The 17,644-nt window shown below is 65.3% G+C and carries 17 protein-coding genes and 1 pseudogene; 14 read left to right on the forward strand and 4 right to left on the reverse strand.

What is annotated here, in order from left to right; all coding sequences use genetic code 11:
• Nucleotides 1-2: 2 nt before the first annotated feature.
• The gene (locus tag ACTTAG_RS02625) at nucleotides 3-872 is read right to left on the reverse strand and encodes a lytic transglycosylase domain-containing protein (protein ID WP_444464056.1); all 870 of its coding nucleotides are present in this window, start codon (nucleotides 870-872) and stop codon (nucleotides 3-5) included.
• A gap of 418 nt (nucleotides 873-1,290) precedes the next feature.
• Here ACTTAG_RS02625 and ACTTAG_RS02630 point away from each other — a divergent pair, with 418 nt between their 5' ends.
• The 13 genes and pseudogenes from ACTTAG_RS02630 to ACTTAG_RS02690 all read left to right on the forward strand — a co-directional run bounded on the left by ACTTAG_RS02630 (nucleotide 1,291) and on the right by ACTTAG_RS02690 (nucleotide 12,570).
• Complete coding sequence (locus tag ACTTAG_RS02630) at nucleotides 1,291-1,485, forward strand: hypothetical protein (RefSeq protein ID WP_444464057.1); 195 nt, start codon at nucleotides 1,291-1,293, stop codon at nucleotides 1,483-1,485.
• Nucleotides 1,486-1,776: 291 nt separating this feature from the next.
• Nucleotides 1,777-1,971, forward strand: a complete 195-nt coding sequence (locus ACTTAG_RS02635) for a hypothetical protein (protein WP_444464058.1) — start codon at nucleotides 1,777-1,779, stop codon at nucleotides 1,969-1,971.
• Between the two features lie 170 nt (nucleotides 1,972-2,141).
• Nucleotides 2,142-2,345: a hypothetical protein gene (locus tag ACTTAG_RS02640; RefSeq protein WP_444464059.1), complete on the forward strand. Its 204-nt coding sequence runs from the start codon at nucleotides 2,142-2,144 to the stop codon at nucleotides 2,343-2,345.
• A 120-nt stretch (nucleotides 2,346-2,465) separates the two neighbouring features.
• Nucleotides 2,466-3,341: a Flp pilus assembly protein CpaB gene (cpaB, locus tag ACTTAG_RS02645; RefSeq protein WP_444464060.1), complete on the forward strand. Its 876-nt coding sequence runs from the start codon at nucleotides 2,466-2,468 to the stop codon at nucleotides 3,339-3,341.
• A gap of 220 nt (nucleotides 3,342-3,561) precedes the next feature.
• Nucleotides 3,562-4,971, forward strand: coding sequence for a type II and III secretion system protein family protein (locus tag ACTTAG_RS02650; RefSeq protein WP_444464061.1), 1,410 nt, complete (start codon nucleotides 3,562-3,564; stop codon nucleotides 4,969-4,971).
• A 4-nt stretch (nucleotides 4,972-4,975) separates the two neighbouring features.
• Nucleotides 4,976-5,635, forward strand: a complete 660-nt coding sequence (locus ACTTAG_RS02655) for an OmpA family protein (RefSeq protein ID WP_444464062.1) — start codon at nucleotides 4,976-4,978, stop codon at nucleotides 5,633-5,635.
• 232 nt (nucleotides 5,636-5,867) lie between these two features.
• Nucleotides 5,868-7,127 (forward strand): AAA family ATPase, encoded by a 1,260-nt coding sequence (locus ACTTAG_RS02660; RefSeq protein WP_444464063.1) that lies wholly within the window; start codon nucleotides 5,868-5,870, stop codon nucleotides 7,125-7,127.
• A 21-nt stretch (nucleotides 7,128-7,148) separates the two neighbouring features.
• Nucleotides 7,149-8,620 (forward strand): annotated as a pseudogene (locus ACTTAG_RS02665) (CpaF family protein).
• Between the two features lie 11 nt (nucleotides 8,621-8,631).
• Entirely contained in the window at nucleotides 8,632-9,600 is a 969-nt protein-coding gene (locus ACTTAG_RS02670) for a type II secretion system F family protein (protein ID WP_444464064.1), read from the forward strand.
• 10 nt (nucleotides 9,601-9,610) lie between these two features.
• Nucleotides 9,611-10,612, forward strand: coding sequence for a type II secretion system F family protein (locus ACTTAG_RS02675; RefSeq protein WP_444464065.1), 1,002 nt, complete (start codon nucleotides 9,611-9,613; stop codon nucleotides 10,610-10,612).
• A gap of 3 nt (nucleotides 10,613-10,615) precedes the next feature.
• Nucleotides 10,616-11,179, forward strand: a complete 564-nt coding sequence (locus tag ACTTAG_RS02680; protein WP_444464066.1) for a tetratricopeptide repeat protein — start codon at nucleotides 10,616-10,618, stop codon at nucleotides 11,177-11,179.
• A gap of 25 nt (nucleotides 11,180-11,204) precedes the next feature.
• Nucleotides 11,205-12,065, forward strand: coding sequence for a tetratricopeptide repeat protein (locus ACTTAG_RS02685; RefSeq protein WP_444464067.1), 861 nt, complete (start codon nucleotides 11,205-11,207; stop codon nucleotides 12,063-12,065).
• 1 nt (nucleotide 12,066) lies between these two features.
• Complete coding sequence (locus tag ACTTAG_RS02690; protein WP_444464068.1) at nucleotides 12,067-12,570, forward strand: prepilin peptidase; 504 nt, start codon at nucleotides 12,067-12,069, stop codon at nucleotides 12,568-12,570.
• Here the strand turns inward: ACTTAG_RS02690 and ACTTAG_RS02695 are convergent.
• The 3 genes from ACTTAG_RS02695 to ACTTAG_RS02705 all read right to left on the reverse strand — a co-directional run bounded on the left by ACTTAG_RS02695 (nucleotide 12,563) and on the right by ACTTAG_RS02705 (nucleotide 16,900).
• The gene (locus ACTTAG_RS02695) at nucleotides 12,563-13,423 is read right to left on the reverse strand and encodes a 4-(cytidine 5'-diphospho)-2-C-methyl-D-erythritol kinase (protein ID WP_444464069.1); all 861 of its coding nucleotides are present in this window, start codon (nucleotides 13,421-13,423) and stop codon (nucleotides 12,563-12,565) included. The two genes, ACTTAG_RS02690 and ACTTAG_RS02695, sit on opposite strands and share 8 nt — an antisense overlap.
• The gene (locus ACTTAG_RS02700; RefSeq protein WP_444464070.1) at nucleotides 13,410-15,128 is read right to left on the reverse strand and encodes a tetratricopeptide repeat protein; all 1,719 of its coding nucleotides are present in this window, start codon (nucleotides 15,126-15,128) and stop codon (nucleotides 13,410-13,412) included. Before ACTTAG_RS02700 ends, ACTTAG_RS02695 begins: the two co-directional genes overlap by 14 nt.
• A 110-nt stretch (nucleotides 15,129-15,238) precedes the next feature.
• Nucleotides 15,239-16,900, reverse strand: a complete 1,662-nt coding sequence (locus tag ACTTAG_RS02705; protein ID WP_444464071.1) for a 4Fe-4S dicluster domain-containing protein — start codon at nucleotides 16,898-16,900, stop codon at nucleotides 15,239-15,241.
• 252 nt (nucleotides 16,901-17,152) lie between these two features.
• Between ACTTAG_RS02705 and greA the strand changes: the two genes are divergently transcribed.
• On the forward strand, nucleotides 17,153-17,623 hold the full coding sequence (gene greA, locus ACTTAG_RS02710; RefSeq protein WP_013066258.1) for a transcription elongation factor GreA: 471 nt from the start codon (nucleotides 17,153-17,155) through the stop codon (nucleotides 17,621-17,623).
• Nucleotides 17,624-17,644: the final 21 nt, after the last annotated feature.

Raw genomic sequence — 17,644 nt, forward strand, 5'->3', positions numbered from 1 at the left:
TCCTATCCCTTCGAGGCGAAGACGCAGCCGTCGGTGACCAGTTCGGGCGGGCTGAGGCACAGGCCCCGCGCCACCTGCCAGGCCGCCAGAACCTTGGGCACATAATCGCGTGTTTCCGCATAGGGTGGCACGCCGCCATTGCCCTTGACCGCGTTTTCCCCGGCATTGTAGGCGGCGATCACCATCAGCGGATCGCGGTCGAATTCCTTCATCAGCCAGTTCAGATAGGCGACGCCGCCCTTGATGTTCTGCCCCGGATCTCGGCTGTCGGAGACGGCAAAGCGCGTCGCCGTGGCCGGAATGAGTTGCATCAGCCCCACCGCGCCCGAATGCGACACCGCATCCGCCTGTCCGCCCGATTCCGTCGAGATCACGGCGAGCACCAGCGCGGGCGAGACCTCGGTGCCGATCGTCGCGGCCAGGATCTCGCGGCCATGCGTCTGGGCGATCGCCTGCAGGCTGGCCAGCCGCGGCGCCCGCACCGCCTGCCCGCCCGGGCCCATCGACAGCGCGTCGAGCGCCTGCTGGAACCGCCCCGAACGATCGGCGAGCGCGGGCGAGACCACGTTCCAGAACCAGGCATAAGAGGCCGCGCCGCCATTGGCGGGCCGGGTCGAGGCGGTGCCCTGCGGCGGAGGCGGCGTCGCGGTCAGCGGCGCGAAGGGCTTGGCCTCCTGTGCGGCCAGTGCCGCCGCCTGTTCCGCGGGGTCGATCTGGATCGTCAGGAAACGTGTCTGCCCGACCTTGGGCGGCAGCACGCGGCGGGGTTCGAAATGGTGAACGGTCGGCGATTTCGGGCCGATTTCGGCAAGGGCGGGCACGACCGAAACGGCCGCGCTCAGGGCGAGACTGACTGCAAATATCCGGCGCATTTGCGCTATCCTGCTCTTGTGGTCCGATTTTGGACCTTTTCCGGCCTTGTGCCGGTTGCCCGCACTATTCCCCAAAGCCGGTCAAAAACCAAGGAAAACGCGATTTGCGGGCGAAAACCGCCGCACATTGACGCCAAGGTGTTGCACGAAGGCTTGTCGCGACGCGGGGTGGGATGAGTGGGCGGCGGCAGGGGCCGCCCTCGGGTCGCCCCGAACGCTGATTTTTCAGGTTTTCGGGGCTGCTGTTAAGGTTTCTTCAATCATTTTCTGATGCCGCGAAGATTTCTGGATGCTGCCCAAATCGGGCCACGATTCGCCAGCATACAAGGGCCATACCGCGATGCAGCGGCGGCCGGAAAGCCCCGAGACAGCGTGGAAAACCAACCTGCCTGACGCCCCAAACCCAAGGAGAGATCCCATGAACTTCTTCAAACTCGCCCGCAAGATCCGCACCGAAGAAGATGGCGCCGTGACCGTTGACTGGGTCGTGCTGACCGCCGCCGTCGTCGGCCTTGGCGCCGCCGCGCTGACGCTGGTGCGCGACAACACCGAAACCCTGACCACCAAGATCGGCGACTATCTGGGCACCGCCGAAGTCAAGACCACGTTCTGATCGCTGCGCCAGATCTGATCGAAGGGCCGCCCCGAGGGGCGGCCTTGTCCATTTCCGCCCCGCATATTATTTCGGCCCGCCTCTCCGGGCCCGGGCCGCATCGGATCGGCCGAAGCGCCAAAATGGTTAATATTTCATTGACCAGCGGCCCATTTCGGGCTTGCCGCGAAGATATACCGACTCCGCCCCAATCGCGTCACGATTCACCGCCATAACGACCTCATCCCGCGAGGCTGGATACAGCGAAGCCCGGCAGCAGCGCGGCGCAACCCGAACCCAAGGAGAGATCCCATGAACTTCTTCAAACTCGCCCGCAAGATCCGCACCGAAGAAGACGGCGCCGTGACCGTCGACTGGGTTGTGCTGACCGCCGCCGTTGTCGGCCTTGGCGCCGCCGCGCTGACGCTGGTGCGCACCAACACCGAAACCCTGACCACCAAGGTCGGCGACTACCTCGGCTCGGCCGAAGTCAAGACCACGTTCTGATCTCCGCGCCAGGCGTGGATCGTCAGGGCCGCCCTCCGGGGCGGCCTTTCGCCGTTGAACGCGTTCGGATGCCACCCGGACTGTCGAAAAAAAATCCCCGATCTGCCGCAATTACGCCGACTTGCGGGGGCAGCCTGGCGGGAACGTTGTTTGCCGTATGGAGTATTGGAATGGGTTGGAGTGTGACGCCAGCTGGCTGGCACAGGGTCTTGCGCGAGGAAGATGGCGCCGTCACGGTCGATTGGGTCGTTCTGACCGCGGCGGTGGTGTCCATGGGCATGATCGCCGGGACGGTCGTCTGGAACAATTCGGGCGGCGTGGCGCGCAACGTCTCGACCTTTCTCGGATCGCAGTCGGTGGTCACCACCTTCTGACCCGGGGCGCCGCCGCTGGGGCCCCGCTTGCGGGCGGCCATGAAATTGCCCGATTTCGGGGCGAGTGTCGGGAAAGGTATTTGGCCGAAGGTTCGGCCGGGAAAGGATCATGGTGAGCCGATGCGCATGATTGTCGCTCTTGTGCTGGTCTTGGGCGTCGCCCTTGCCGGGGCCGCGGTCTATATGGCGCAACAGCAGATTTCGCAGTTCCAGGCCGAACGCGACATGCTGGTGGCCGAGCAGCGGAACGCGCCGAAACTGGTCGATGTGGTGGTGCTGCGCCGCCCGCTGGCCTATGGCGAACGCTTCACCGCCGCCGATCTGGGCGTGATCAAGATGCAGGAGGGCCACCTGCCCGCGGGCATCTTCCATCTTGTCGCGACGCCCCCTGATGCCCCCGAAGAGGCCCGGGCGGCCTCGGTCTTCCCGGGCGGCGAGACCCGTCCGCGGGCGGCCCTGCGCGCCTATGACGCCTACGAGGCGATCCTGGCCAACAAGATCACCGCGCCGGGCGTCGATGCCGGGATCACCGCGAACCTGTCGCCGAACATGCGCGCCTTCACCATTTCGGTGAATGCCACCACCGGGGTTTCCGGCTTCCTGCGGCCGGGCGACCGGGTCGATGTCTACTGGTCGGGCGAGGTGGGCGGCGAAAGGGTGACGAAACTGATCGACACCAATCTGAAACTGATCGCCATCGACCAGAGCGCCGATGCCGACCGCGCCGAGGAAACCAAGATCGCCACCACGGTCACCGCCGAGGTGACGCCCGAACAGGTCGCCTCGCTGACGCTGGCGCAGGGCACCGGGGAACTGACTCTGTCGCTGGTGGGCATGCAGAACACCGCCGATCCGGGCGCGATCGAGATCGACCGCAACAAGCTTCTGGGGATCAAGGCGCAGGAAGCGGTGCAGATCGAGGCCGAACGGGTCTGCACGGTGAAGATGCGCAAGGGCACCGAACTGATCGAGATGCCGATCCCCTGCAAGGACTGATCCGCCCGGTCCATCGCCATGGCCCTTGGCAGCGCGGTCCCGGACCGGGCCGCGGCTTGGCCCGGCTTTGGCGCATTCGGCAGGAAAAAGCCCCTGCAAACGGTTGATTCTTGCAAAAAAGCAAAGGCTCGGGCATTGTCGGCGCCATGCGGGTGAAAATCACCAAGATACCGGGCGTCAGATCCGGGTGGAGCAGCGTGATCGGAGAGGCAGGATCACAATGAAGATGAAAACTTTCTTCGGGGCTGTCGCGCTCGGTGTTGCGCTGTCGTCCGGCATGTCGCTGCCGCTGTTTGCGGAGACGCTGCGCATCGTTTCGGGCACCGGCAGCACGCCGCTTGCCGTGCCGATGAACCGCGCCGTGGTGGTGGAAAGCGACCAGCCGTTCTCGGAACTGTCGATCGCCAATCCCGGGATCGCCGATGTCACCACGCTCTCCGACAAGACGATCTATGTTCTGGGCAAGGTTCCCGGCCGCACGACGATGACGATCCTTGGCGCCGACGGGACGCTTCTGTCCAATGTCGAGGTGCAGGTCACCCCCGACATCGCCGAGTTCAAGGAACGGCTGCGGCAGATCCTGCCCGGCGAGAATATCGAGGTGCGCACCGCCAATGACGGCATCGTGCTGTCGGGCACGGTGTCCTCGGCGACGAAGCTTGACCGCGCGCTGGATCTGGCCCGGCGCTACGCGGGCGAGCGGGTGTCGAACCTGATGAATGTCGGCGGCACCCAGCAGGTGATGCTGAAGGTGCGCTTCGCCGAGATGCAGCGGTCGGTGTCGAAGAACCTCGCCTCGTCGCTGGCGATGCGCGGCACGGTGGGCGGCGGCAATGCCCAGACCGGCGTCGTCACCGGCACCGGCAATTTCACCGCCACCGATGCGGTGGGCAATGCTTTCGACAATGGAACGATGCCGATTTCGGCCTCGACCCAGGGCGCGCTGGGCCTTGGCTTCACCGTCGGTAACATGGAATTCGGCGTCCTGCTGGAGGCGCTGGAAAGCAAGGGGATGGTGCGCACCCTGGCCGAGCCGAACCTGACCGCGCTGTCGGGTCAGCAGGCCAAGTTCCTGGCGGGCGGCGAATATCCGATCCCGGTGGTGGACGACAACGGGATCAAGATCGAATACAAGCCCTTCGGCGTCGAGATGGCCTTCATCCCCCGCGTCGTCGATGGCGATCTGATCAATCTGGAAATCGCCGCCGCGGTCTCGGCCATCGACACTTCGGTGACGATGACGAACAACGGCACCACCGTGAACGCCTTCAAACGCCGCGAGACCTCGACCACGGTCGAGATGCGCGACGGCGAAAGCTTTGCCATTGCCGGGCTGTTGCAGGACGATTTCAACGATCTGAACAACCAGATCCCGTGGCTGGGCGACGTGCCGGTGCTGGGCGCGCTGTTCCGCTCGACCGCGTTCGAGCGCAAGCAATCCGAGCTTGTCATCATCATCACGCCGCATCTGGTCACGCCGACGCGCGGCGAGGCGCTGGTGCTGCCGACCGACCGGGTCCGGCTGCCCAGCGAATCCGAACTGTTCCTGCGCGGCAAGACCGAGGGCGGCGCCGCGGGCGAAGTGGCCCGGCAGGACTTTTCCGGCTCCTACGGCTATGTGATGGAGTGACGGGATGCAGCTTGGGGGCCAGGGGATGCGCTATTGGGTGATCGTCGCGGGCGCTTTGGCGCTGGCCGGGTGCAGCGGTGCCGAAGTGGGCAGCCAGTATGAGACCGGCGGCTTCGGCAATGCCACGATGAACAACACGCTGATGATGACCGGGCAACGCGATTTCGCCGTCAGCCTGACGCGCAAATTCGCCCAGGATGTGCCCAATACCGTCAATTTCGCCTTCAATTCCGATGTGCTCGACGGCCCGGCCCAAGCGGCGCTGGCACAGCAGGCGAACTGGATCCGGCAATTCCCCGAGGTGAAATTCCGCGTCTATGGCCACACCGACCTTGTCGGCTCGGATGCCTACAACAAGGCGCTGGGCCTGCGCCGCGCCAAGGCGGTGGTGGCCTTCCTGACCGGGCAGGGGATTTCCCGGTCGCGGCTTGAGGCGGTGGTGTCCTATGGCAAGACCCAGCCGCTGGTCTATGATCCGGGCCCGAATGCGCAGAACCGCCGCACCGTGACCGAGGTTTCGGGGCTGGTGAAACGCGCACCGCAATATCTCGATGGCCAATATGCGGAGCTGGTGTTCCGCGACTATGTCGCCTCGTCGACGCCGGGCAGCCTGTTGGTGATGACCACCGGCCAGGACAGCGGTGGCGGCGCCTCCGGCCAATAGGATCTGAGACCTTCCCAGTTTCCGGCGGGCTTTGGCAACAAGGCCCGCCTGTTTCATGGATCGTCGCCAAATACCCCACAATTGGAACAATCCGGCCCAAATGTCGCCCAGATTGGCCGCGACCCTTGGGACAGCTGGAAATGGCACGTCCGCCGAGTCGTGCCCCTTCCGCGGCTGTTCCGGCGCCGTTTCCCGGTTCGGATCGCGGAATGCGTAACAAAGGACCGAGGCAATGAGTGCAGCAGCAAGTCTTTCTCCGGAACCGGCCCCGATCGTGGCCTGCACGATCTCGCGCGATGTGTCGAATTTCGACCTGCTGATCGAGGATATGGAAGCCGAGCTTGGCGAAAGCTGGGGCGATCTGACCTTCGACGATGCGGTGGTCTTTCTCAACCAGCCCGATGCCGAGATGCTGGAATTCATCGCCATCGCGGTGGACAGCGAAGACGAAAGCAACCTGGCGCGGATTTCCGGCATCATCGGCACCGCCAAGGAAAAGGGCATCCGCGTCATCCTGATCGCCGAGGAGGTCAGCCCGATCGCCCTGCATCAGCTGCTGCGTCTGGGCGCCGATGATTTCGTGCCCTATCCGCTGCCCGAAGGCGCCCTGCACGAGGCGATCGAGCGGCTGGGCCAATCCGATCTGCCGCCCGAACTGCCCGCCGCCGCCCCGCCCGCCTTCAAGACCTCGGGCGGGCGCGATGGCGTCGTGCTGGCGGTGCATGGCCTTTCGGGCGGGGTGGGGGCGACGACCTTTGCCGTCAATCTGGCCTGGGAGCTGGCCGCGCCCGAGGCGTCGAAGAAAGCCACCACGCCGCCGCCCCGGGTCTGCCTGCTCGATCTGGACCTGCAATTCGGCTCCGCCTCGACCTATCTCGACCTGCCGCGCCGCGATCTGGTGTTCGAATTGCTGCAAGACACCGCCCATATGGATGTCGAAAGCTTCAATCAGGCGCTGTTGAGCTTCAATGACCGGCTGCATGTGCTGACCGCGCCTTCGGAAATGCTGCCGCTCGACATCGTCACCGCCGAGGATATTTCCCGCATTCTCGAGATGGCGCGGTCGAATTTCGACTTCGTGATCCTCGACATGCCGACCACCGTCGTCAGCTGGACCGAAACCGTGCTGAGCCAGGCGCATCTTTATTTCGCGCTGATGGAGCTCGACATGCGTTCGGCGCAGAACACCTTGCGGATGATCCGCGCGCTGAAGGCAGAGAACCTGCCGATCGAGAAGCTGCGCTTCGTGCTGAACCGGGCGCCGAAATTCACCGATCTGTCGGGCAAGGCGCGGGTGAAGCGGCTGGCCGAAAGCCTGGATATCGGGATCGAGGTGCTGTTGTCCGATTGCGGCCGGCTGGTGACCCAGGCCAATGACCACGGCCTGCCGCTGGCGCTGTCGGCCGCGAAACTGCCGCTGCGCAAGGAAATCCAGAAACTCGCCCAATCCATCGCCGAACTGAACCGCGCCGCCGAAGCTGCCAGGGCCTGAGCGGCGCTCCGGAGTTAGACCATGTTCTCGCGTTACAAGAAGCCTGCCACCGGGGCGCCGACCGCCGCCGCCCTTGCCCCCCCGGCCCGCCGCCCCCCCGGCCCCGCCGCCGTTGCCGATCGCGGCCGCGGCTGCGGCGCCGAAACCGGCGGTGCAGCGCAAGGCGATGCCGGGGGGCGCCGGTGCCGCCGCAGGTGGCGGCAGCCGACAAGGAACGCAAGCGCAAGGAACGGATGGGCGAGCTCAAGGTGGAGCTGCACAAGCGTCTTCTGGAAAACCTGAACCTGGCCGCGCTGGAACATGCGACGGAAGCGGAACTGAAAGCCGAAATCGCCGCGATTTCGGGCGAGGCGATGACCGAAATGTCGGTGGCGCTGAACAGCGCCGAACGCCAAAGCCTGCATCAGGAACTTTACGACGAGGTGATGGGCCTTGGCCCGCTGGAACCGCTGCTGAAGGACGACACCGTTTCCGACATTCTGGTGAACGGGCCCAATCAGATCTTCGTCGAACGCTTCGGCAAGCTGGCGCTGTCGGATGTGACCTTCAAGGACGAAAAGCACCTGTTGCGGATCATCGACAAGATCGTGTCGGCCGTGGGCCGCCGTGTCGATGAAAGCAACCCCTATGTCGACGCCCGTCTGGCCGATGGCTCGCGGTTCAACGCGATGGTGCCGCCGATCGCGGTGGATGGCTCGCTGGTCTCGATCCGGAAATTCAAGAAGGACAAGCTTGCGATCGACGATCTGGTCCGCTTTGGCGCCTTCACCGAGGAAATGGCCGCCTATCTGCAGGCGGCGGTGGCCACGCGGCTGAACGTGATCGTGTCCGGCGGGACGGGGTCGGGGAAAACGACGACGCTGAATGCGCTGTCGAGTTTCATCGACAATTCCGAACGCATTCTGACGATCGAGGACACGGCCGAACTTCAACTGCAACAGACCCATGTCGGCCGGATGGAAAGCCGCCCGCCGAACGTCGAGGGCAAGGGCGCGGTCACCCAGCGCGACTGTCTGCGCAACGCGTTGCGGATGCGCCCCGACCGGATCATCGTCGGCGAAACCCGCGGCGAGGAAGTCATCGACATGCTGCAGGCGATGAACACCGGCCACGACGGCTCGATGACGACGATCCACGCCAACAACGCCCGCGACGGCATCTCGCGTCTGGAAAACATGGTCGCCATGGCGGGCATCGAAATGCCGCTGAAGGCGGTGCGCAGCCAGATCGCCAGCGCCGTCAACCTGATCGTGCAGGCAAGCCGCCTGCAGGACGGCTCGCGCCGGATGGTCTCGATCACCGAGATCACCGGGATGGAGGGCGACGTAATCTCGATGCAGGAAATCTTCCGCTACGAACGGCTGGGCCTTGCGCCCGATGGCAAGATCATCGGCCGCTTCACCGCGACGGGGGTGCGCAGCCATTATTCGGACCGGTTCCGGCAATGGGGCTATGACCTGCCCGCCTCGATCTACGAACCGGTTCAGGACTGACAGGGGGCCCCATGATCATTTCCGCCACGCCGATCATCTATGGCCTGATCTTCGTCGCCGTGCTTCTGCTCGTCGAGGGCATCTATCTTCTGGTCTTCGGCAAGTCGATCTCGCTCAACAACAAGGTCAACCGCCGTCTGGAAATGCTCGACAAGGGGCAGCGGCGCGAACAGGTGCTGGACCAGCTGCGCAAGGAGGCGACGCAGCATTCCAACGCCCAGGGGATACCGCTTTATGCGCTGCTGGCGTCGAAGGCGCAAAAGGCCAATATCGCCTTTTCGCCCGCGGCGCTGATGGGCGTGATGGCGCTGGTCAGCTTCGTGGCCTTTCTGGGCCTGACGCTGGGCACCCAGGCCTCGACCCCGGTGCGGGTGGCGCTGGCGGTGGGGATGGGCGTCGGCGGGGTCTATTTCTGGATCCACGGCAAGGCCAGCAAGCGGCTGAAACTGGCCGAAGAACAGCTGCCCGATGCGGTCGAGCTGATGGTCCGGTCCTTGCGCGTGGGCCATCCTTTCGCCTCGGCGATTCAGGCGGTGGCCAAGGAAATCCCCGACCCTCTGGGCACCGAATTCGGCATCATCGCCGACGAGGCCGCCTATGGCCGCAATGTCGTCGACAGCCTGCGCGATCTGGCGGAACGGCTCGACATGCAGGATCTGCGCTTTCTGGCCGTGGCCGTGTCGATCCAGCAGACCTCGGGCGGCAACCTGGCCGAGGTGCTTGAAGGTCTGGCCAAGGTGATCCGCTCGCGCTTCCGGCTGTTTCGCCGCGTGCGCGCCATCACCGCGGAGCCGAAATGGTCGGGCGTCTTCCTGTCGGGCTTTCCAGTCGCGGTGCTGGTGGTGATCCAGGTCGTCTCGCCGAACTATTACGACGGCGTCAAGGACACGCCCTCCTTCATTCCGGCGGCGCTGATCGTCTTTGCGCTGCTGGGGGCGAATGTGCTGTTCATGAAGATCATGACGACGATCAAGGTATAAGGGGGCGCGGATGTCCGGAACGGTGATCATCGACATGCTGACCGAGACGCTGGGCCCGCTGGGCCCGGTGATCGTTGTGGGGGTGCTGGGCATCGTGCTGGTGCTGGCGGCGCTGCCCGCGATGCTGCGCAAGCGCGAAGACCCGCTGGACAAGCTGCGCAGAAGCCTTGCGGCCAGCGGCGGGCAGAACGGGGCTGCCCCGCAAAAGACGCAGAAGCTGCGCAACAGCTCGGGCCCCGACAAGCTGCAGAAATTCGCAGGCTTTCTGGAGCCGCAAAACAAGGAAGAAATGTCGGAAAGCCGGAAATGGCTGCAAAAGGCGGGCTATCGCGGCCCGCATGCGGTGCGTCATTTCCATGCCGTGCAATTCGCGCTGGCGATCGGGCTTTTGCTTTTGGGCGTCGCCTATGTGCTGTCCTACAATGCCGGGCACCAGGTGCCGCTCGATTCCACCAAGGCGGTGCTGGCGATCATCGGCCCGGGCGTTTTGGGCTATTACGCGCCGCGCCGCTGGGTGAACCAGCGCGTCGCCGCCCGCACGCAGGAAATTCAGGACGGCTTTCCCGATGCGCTCGACATGCTTCTGGTCTGTGTCGAGGCGGGGCAATCGCTCGATCAGGGCATCATCCGGGTGTCGAAGGAACTGTCCACCTCCTACCCCTCGCTGGCCGAGGAATTCGAGACCGTCGCCCATGAGATCAAGGCCGGTCTGGACAAGCCCTCGGTGCTGCGCGCCTTTGCCGACCGCTCGGGCGTGCCCGACGTCGCCTCTTTCGTCACCGTGATGATCCAGAGCCAGCAATTCGGCACCTCGATCGCCGAGGCGCTGCGGCTTTACGCGGCCGATATGCGCGACAAGCGGATCATGCGCGCCGAGGAAGCGGCGAACAAGATCCCGACCAAGATGACGCTGGGCACGATGCTCTTCACCGTGCCGCCGCTGCTCATCATCCTTGTCGGACCCTCGGTCCATGATATGATGGAAAACTTCAAATCCTTCAGTCAGATGTGATCCATGGGCCTTTCCTTTCGCGCGCTTGCCGGGGTGTTGTCGCTGTGCCTTCTGGCCGCCTGCCTGCCGGGCGGGCTTGGCGCGTCGAAGGCCAGCCCCTTTGCGCCCGGCATGGCCGAGGGCGACGGGGTGGATGGGCTGATCGTCGGGCATCGGCTGATGGCGGCGGGGGAATATGAACTGGCGCTGAAGGCCTATTACCGCGCCGCGGCCGACAAGGGGGCGACGGTCGATGTGCTTTCGGCCATCGGTTCGGCCGATCTGAAGCTGGGGCGGCTCGGTCAGGCCGAACAGATCCTGCGCCGCGCCACCGAAAAGGACGAACGCTTCGTGCCCGCCTGGAACAATCTGGGCGTCGTGCTGATGGAACAGGGCAAGGCGGCGGAAGCCGCGCGGGTGTTCCAGATCGCCTATGGGCTCGACAGTGGCGAATCGGACTCGATCCGGCAAAACCTGCGTCTGGCTCTCGCAAAGAAGGCGAAACCGGACTATGATCCGCCGACGGACAGACCGTTCAAGCTGGTCCGGCGGGGGGTGGGCGAATACCTTCTGCTGACCGAGCAGTGAGGCACGAGCAAAAGGACGCAGCAACATGCGCCACCCGATCTTCCTTGCCGCCCTTGCGGCTGGCGCTTTCGGCCTTGGCGGCTGCATGGGCAGCGACAAGGCCGAGGTCAGCAAGGCCATCGAAACGGTCAATGCGGTCGATGCCACCAACCTGTCCGACATCATGCTGACGGTGGGCGACCCGCGCGAGGCGGTCAGCTATTTCACCCGCGCCACGAACGAAGCCCCGGACCGGATCGACCTGCAACGCGGTCTGGCCAAGTCGATGGTGCGGGCGGGGCAGGCCGAAGCGGCGATCGGCGTCTGGACCCGGGTCATCGCCATGCCCGGGGGCGGCAACGAGGACAAGGTGGCGCTGGCCGATGCGCAGATCCGCGCCGGCAAATGGGACGCGGCCAAGGCGACGCTGAACACCGTCCCGCCGACGCATGAGACTTTCGAGCGTTACAAGCTGGAAGCCATGGTCGCCGACAGCGAAAAGAACTGGAAGAAGGCCGACAGTTTCTATGAGACGGCGTCGGGCCTGACCACGCGGCCGTCAAGCGTGCTGAACAACTGGGGCTTTTCCAAGCTGACGCGGGGCGATGCCAAGGGCGCCGAGGCGCTGTTCGCCGAGGCGCTGAGCTATGATGCCACATCCTTCACCACCAAGAACAATCTGGTGATGGCGCGGGCGGCGCAGCACAAATACGACCTGCCGGTGGTCGAGATGACCCAGACCGAGCGCGCCAAGCTGCTTTACACCGCCGCGCTTTCGGCGATCAAGCAGGGCGATGTGACGATCGGCAAGGGGCTGTTGCAGGACGCGGTGGACACCTCGCCCGTCTATTTCGAGGAAGCGGCCCGGGCGCTCGAGGCGCTGGATCGCGGCGGCAAGCGGGGCTGAGATGCTGGGGTTGAGCGTGTCGCAAGCGGCGCTGGCATTTCTGGTCGCGGTGGCGCCGATCTGCCTCTGGGTCGGCTATACCGATCTGAAATACATGAAGATCCGCAATGCGGCCGTGCTGGCGCTGGTGGCGGTCTTTGCCGTCGTCGGCCTGCTGGTGCTGCCCCTTGAGGTCTGGGCCTGGCGCTGGTTGCATCTGCCGGTGGTTCTGGGCATCGGGCTTTTGCTGAACATCGCGCTGGGCGTGGGCATGGGCGACGTGAAATTCGCCGCCGCAAGCGCGCCGTTCTTTTCCGCCGATCCGGGGCGGGTGATGCTGGCGATCCTGCTGTTGCAGGCCTGCCTGATCCTGGCCTTCGCCGTGCATCGCATCGCCCGGGCCATTCCCGCCGTGCGCGCGGCCACGCCCGATTGGGAAAGCTGGGGGCACCGCAAATTCCCCTTTGGCCTTGTGCTCGTGGGCACGCTGCTGGGCTATCTCGGGCTCGTCGCCGCGATCACCTGATCTGGGGCGCGGCTTTCTGCGCCTGATCGCCCAAGGCGCCATGGGCGCTCCACCAGCCCGGATGCGCGCGGGCCAGCACGGCCTGTGCCGCGGCAGCCTCGGCGTCGCTGCCGAAAAGGCCGAAACAGGTCGCCCCCGATCCCGACATCCGCGCCAGCTTGCAGCCGGGCAGGGCGGCCAGTACCGCAAGCACTTCGGCGATCACCGGGGCCTGCGCCACGGCGGGGGCCTGCAGGTCGTTGCGCTGATCTGCCAGCCAGGCGATGCAGGCACCCGCATCCGCAAAGGCCGGGATCTCGGGCAGGGGGGGATTGTCCTTGCAGCTCAGCGCCTTGAAGACCGAGGGCGTGGGCACTTCGACGCGCGGATTGACCAGAACCGCGGGCAGGGCGGGCAGGGCGACCGGGGTCAGATCCTCGCCGATGCCGCGGGTGCGGGCCGGGCGCGGGTCCAGACACATCGGCACATCGGCGCCCAGTTTCAGCACCGCCGCCGCCTCGGGCAGGGGCTGGCCGGTCAGCGCCGCCATGCCGCGCAAGGCCGCCGCCGCATCCGAAGACCCGCCGCCGATTCCCGAAGCCGCGGGCAGGCATTTGTCCAGCCCCACCGCCGCGCCCACGCCAAACAGCGCCGCCGCCTTCAGCACCAGATTTTCCGGGCCCTCGGGCACCGCCGCGCCTTCGGGGCCGCCGACCTTCAGCCCAAGCCCCTCGGCCGGGGCGAGCGTCAGCCCGTCGCCCACCGGCGAGAAGGCCACAAGACTGTCGAGCAGATGATAGCCATCGGCGCGCTGGCCGGTGACATGCAGGGCCAGGTTCACCTTGGCCGGGGCGAAAACGTCAATTCTGCGCATGTTCAGGGTGCAGCGGTGCGGCACCTTCCTCCTTCAGCACGACATCCAGCCCGACCTTGAGCTTGCGGCGCACCCGCTCCGGATCAAGATCGTTCGACGGACCCAGATTGAGCGCGCGGCGCCACTGGAATTCGGCCTCGCGCTGGCGGCCGACAGACCAGTAGACATCGCCCAGATGGTCGTTGAGCAGCGGATCGTCCGGGGTCAGCTCGACCGCCTTTTCCATCTGCACCACCGCCTCGTCGAACCGGCCCAGCCGGTAATAGGCCCAGCCCAGACTGTCGGTGATATAGCCGTCATCGGGCCGCCCGGCGACGGCCTTTTCGATCATCTGCAGCGCCTCTTTCAGGTTCTGGCGCTTTTCGACATAGGAATAACCCAGATAATTCAATACCATGGGCTGATCGGGCGAGAGTTTCAGCGCCATCCGGAAGCCCTTTTCGGCCGCCTCCCACTGGCCCGAGCGTTCCTGCGCGATGGCGCGGGAATACCACAGGCTCCAATCCGCCGGACGCGGCGTGCCGCTCAGCGCGATCGCCTTGTCATAGGCCTTGGCGGCTTCGGCATAGCGTTCTTCGCGGCGCAGCGTGTCCCCCAGCGAGGACCAGGCATTGGGCAGCGTGGCATGGGTGCGGGTGAGCTGTTCCAGCACCTCGATCGCCGCTTCCGACCGCCCGGCCGACACCATCGCCTGCGCCCGGCCCAGTTCGGCGGCGTAAAAGGCGGGATTGTCCGGGCCGATTTCGGCATAGGCGGCAATCGCCAGATCGTATTGGTCCTGCGATTCGAGGATATCGGCCGAGAGCAGGGCCGCATCGACATCGGCGGGGCTCAGCCACAGCGCCAGCCGGGCATGGATCAGCGCGAAACCGGGCAGCGAATCCGCATTCAGCGCCAGCGCCACCGACTGGAACACCTCGGCCACGCCATCGCGGGCCGAGCCGATGCGGGTAAAGGGCAGGGTCTCGCCCGCGTCCAGCCGCTTGCGGACCGCGGCGATCTCGGGCGGGGGGGCATTGCCATAGGCCCGGTCGATCAGCGCCACCGCATCGGCATTGCGTTCCAGCTGCGACAGCACCTGCACATGCGCCAGCACCCCGCGCCGGGTGCCGTCGAAGTAATCGGCATATTTGCCCGAAAAGATCGCTTCCGCGCTTTCGTAATCGCCCACCAGCGCCGAGGCCAGCGCCCGGTGATAAGAGGCGAAGCCCTCCAGCCCGTCGATCCTGGCCAGCGCATCGAAGGAGACCATCGCCTCGGACATCTTGCCCGTGCCTGCCAGCGCCCAGGCCTTGTAAAGCCCGCCCACCAGCTGCCCGGCATCGCCGCCGCCCTCCAGAAGCGCCTGCCCGGCGGCGAAATCGCCCGAGCGCGCCGCATCGGCCAGCATCACCAGAACCGCCACCTGCGACGGAGGCTTCGCGGTGATCATCTGCGCCGCCAGATCGCGGGCCGCCTCGGCCTCGCCCAGCGACAAGAGGCTGACCAGCAGCCCTTCCTGCACCCGCATGTCGGCGGGATCATCGGCCAGCAGCCGGGCGAAATAGCGCGCCGCCTCGGCATGGTTGCTGTCCATCGCCGCGGCCTGCGCGGCCAGATAGGCCCCGGCATCCTCGGCCCGGGTCGCCGATGCGGGCAGGGCCGCGCCAAGGCCAAGGGCGGCGACAAGGCACAGGGCAGGCGAGAGCTTGGAAACGAAGGGCACGGATGGGTCCTTTTGATCGGGCTGACGCAAAAGGTAGCGGGGCCCATCGTGCAAAGCAATCGGGGGAGGCCAAAGCCCCCCCCGCAACACGCCGATGTGACGCGCAAGACTCACATATTGGGGTAGTTCGGCCCGTCGCCGCCCTGCGGCGTGGTCCAGGTGATGTTCTGCGACGGGTCCTTGATGTCGCAGGTCTTGCAATGAACGCAGTTCTGGAAGTTGATCTGGAACTTCGCCTGATCGCCCTCGCCCAGCACCTCGTAGACGCCCGCCGGGCAGTAGCGCTGCGCCGGTTCGGCATAGTCGCGCAGGTTCACCGTCAGCGGGATCGCGGCATCCTTCAGCCGCAGGTGGCAGGGCTGGCTTTCCTCGTGGTTGGTAAAGGCGAAGCTGACATTGGTCAGCCGGTCGAAGCTGATCTTGCCATCGGGTTTCGGATAGTCGATCGGCGCGAAATCCTTGGCCAGCCCGGTATGGGCGGCATCGGTCTTCTTGTGCTTGAGCGTGCCGAAGAAGGAAAAGCCCAGCAGCGAATTCGTCCACATGTCGAGCCCGCCGAGGAACATCGAGGCCCAGATCCCCCACCAGGACCACATCGGCTTGACGTTGCGCACCGGGATCAGATCCTTGGCGATGGCGCCGGAGCGGACATCGGCCTCGTAATCCACGAGCTCGTCGCCCGCGCGCCCGGCCTTGATCGCCTTCGCGGCGGCTTCGGCCGCGGCAATGCCCGAGAGCATGGCATTGTGGTTGCCCTTGATCCGCGGCACGTTCACGAAGCCCGCCGAGCAGCCCAGAAGCGCCGCCCCCGGCACGGTCAGTTTCGGGATCGACTGCCAGCCGCCCTCGGAAATCGCCCGGGCGCCGTAAGCCACGCGCTTGCCGCCCTCCAGCAGCTGCGCCACCATCGGGTGATGCTTGAAGCGCTGGAATTCCATATAGGGGTAGAGATAGGGGTTCTGATAGTTCAGGTGCACCACCAGCCCGATGTAAATCTGATTGTTCTCGATGTGATAGATGAAGGACCCGCCACCGGCATTGTGGTCAAGCGGCCAGCCCATCGTGTGGCTGACGGTGCCCTCGCGGTGCTTCTTCGGGTCGATCTCCCAGATTTCCTTCATGCCGATGCCGAATTTCTGCGGGCATTTGCCATCGGAGAGGTTGTAGCGCTCGATCAGCTGCTTGGAGAGCGAGCCGCGCACGCCCTCGGCGAGGAAGACGTATTTGCCGCGCAGCTCCATCCCCGGTTCGTAGTTCGGGCCGGGCGTGCCATCGGCGGCCAGCCCCATCTCTCCGGCAACGACCCCGGCCACGCGGGTGTTGCCCGCGGCGTCCGTGTCCCAGACGAGCTCGGAACAGGACATGCCCGGGAAGATCTCCACCCCCAGCGCCTCGGCCTGTTCGGCCAGCCAGCGGCAGACATTCGCCATCGAGACGATGTAATTGCCGTGATTCGACATCAGCTTCGGCATCGGCCAGTTCGGGATGCGGATCTGCCCGGCGGCCGACAGCAGGAAGAAATTGTCTTCCTTGACCGGGGTCTTGATCGGCGCGCCCCTGTCCTTCCAGTCCGGGATCAGCTTGTTGAGGCCGCGCGGGTCCAGAACCGCGCCCGAAAGGATATGCGCACCGACTTCCGAGCCCTTTTCCAGCACGACCACGTTCAGATCCGGGTCGATCTGCTTGAGCCGGATCGCCGCAGAAAGCCCCGACGGACCGGCCCCCACGATCACCACATCGTATTCCATCGACTCGCGTTCGATCTCGGCCATCTCGGGGGCTCCTTCGTTCAGGCAGCAGCAGCGCGTTCCGGCGTCGTGGTAACGCGAATGGGAACATGAAGCAATTGTTACGCAGCGCCGCGACGCAACAATGTTTCGCATCTGCAGAAAGGTCACGCCCGCCCGGATGCGGCACCCGGTCGGCGGAAAACGCCCCGCCACCCTTGACACCGGACCCGCTTGGCGGATTTACCTCACAGGACTAAGAAGAAGAATTGGCAGCCAGCACAGGTCAAGACCGCCATGGAAAAGATACCGATGACGCGCGCCGGCTACGACGTGCTCGACGAGGAACTGAAGACGCTGAAGTCCGTCGAACGGCCCGCCGTGATCAAGGCGATCGCCGAGGCGCGCGAACATGGCGATCTGTCCGAAAACGCCGAGTATCACGCCGCGCGCGAAAAACAGAGTTTCGTCGAAGGCCGGATCAAGGAACTCGAATCGATTCTGGGCCGCGCCGAGGTGATCGACACGGTGAAGCTGTCGGGCTCGATCAAGTTCGGGGCCACGGTGACGCTTGTCGATGAAGACACCGAGGAAGAGCGCACCTATCAGATCGTCGGCGAACACGAGGCCGATCTGGAACGCGGTCTTCTGAACATCAAATCGCCGCTGGCGCGCGCGCTGATCGGCAAGGACGAAGGCGACAGTGTCGAGGTGCGCACCCCGGGCGGCCAACGCAGCTACGAAATCCTGTCGGTCCGTTTCCTGTAAGCGGACCCCGGCCATGGGTGG

It is taken from the genome of Rhodobacter capsulatus (assembly GCF_052363185.1).
Classification (GTDB): domain Bacteria; phylum Pseudomonadota; class Alphaproteobacteria; order Rhodobacterales; family Rhodobacteraceae; genus Rhodobacter; species Rhodobacter capsulatus_E.

Bases quoted from the DNA above. Each gene is read 5' to 3' on its own strand.
- ACTTAG_RS02625 (WP_444464056.1), bottom strand. From the start codon at position 872: ATGCGCCGGATATTTGCAGTCAGTCTCGCCCTGAGCGCGGCCGTTTCG.
- ACTTAG_RS02630 (WP_444464057.1), top strand. From the start codon at position 1,291: ATGAACTTCTTCAAACTCGCCCGCAAGATCCGCACCGAAGAAGATGGC.
- ACTTAG_RS02635 (WP_444464058.1), top strand. From the start codon at position 1,777: ATGAACTTCTTCAAACTCGCCCGCAAGATCCGCACCGAAGAAGACGGC.
- ACTTAG_RS02640 (WP_444464059.1), top strand. From the start codon at position 2,142: ATGGGTTGGAGTGTGACGCCAGCTGGCTGGCACAGGGTCTTGCGCGAG.
- cpaB (WP_444464060.1), top strand. From the start codon at position 2,466: ATGCGCATGATTGTCGCTCTTGTGCTGGTCTTGGGCGTCGCCCTTGCC.
- ACTTAG_RS02650 (WP_444464061.1), top strand. From the start codon at position 3,562: ATGAAGATGAAAACTTTCTTCGGGGCTGTCGCGCTCGGTGTTGCGCTG.
- ACTTAG_RS02655 (WP_444464062.1), top strand. From the start codon at position 4,976: ATGCAGCTTGGGGGCCAGGGGATGCGCTATTGGGTGATCGTCGCGGGC.
- ACTTAG_RS02660 (WP_444464063.1), top strand. From the start codon at position 5,868: ATGAGTGCAGCAGCAAGTCTTTCTCCGGAACCGGCCCCGATCGTGGCC.
- ACTTAG_RS02670 (WP_444464064.1), top strand. From the start codon at position 8,632: ATGATCATTTCCGCCACGCCGATCATCTATGGCCTGATCTTCGTCGCC.
- ACTTAG_RS02675 (WP_444464065.1), top strand. From the start codon at position 9,611: ATGTCCGGAACGGTGATCATCGACATGCTGACCGAGACGCTGGGCCCG.
- ACTTAG_RS02680 (WP_444464066.1), top strand. From the start codon at position 10,616: ATGGGCCTTTCCTTTCGCGCGCTTGCCGGGGTGTTGTCGCTGTGCCTT.
- ACTTAG_RS02685 (WP_444464067.1), top strand. From the start codon at position 11,205: ATGCGCCACCCGATCTTCCTTGCCGCCCTTGCGGCTGGCGCTTTCGGC.
- ACTTAG_RS02690 (WP_444464068.1), top strand. From the start codon at position 12,067: ATGCTGGGGTTGAGCGTGTCGCAAGCGGCGCTGGCATTTCTGGTCGCG.
- ACTTAG_RS02695 (WP_444464069.1), bottom strand. From the start codon at position 13,423: ATGCGCAGAATTGACGTTTTCGCCCCGGCCAAGGTGAACCTGGCCCTG.
- ACTTAG_RS02705 (WP_444464071.1), bottom strand. From the start codon at position 16,900: ATGGCCGAGATCGAACGCGAGTCGATGGAATACGATGTGGTGATCGTG.
- greA (WP_013066258.1), top strand. From the start codon at position 17,153: ATGGAAAAGATACCGATGACGCGCGCCGGCTACGACGTGCTCGACGAG.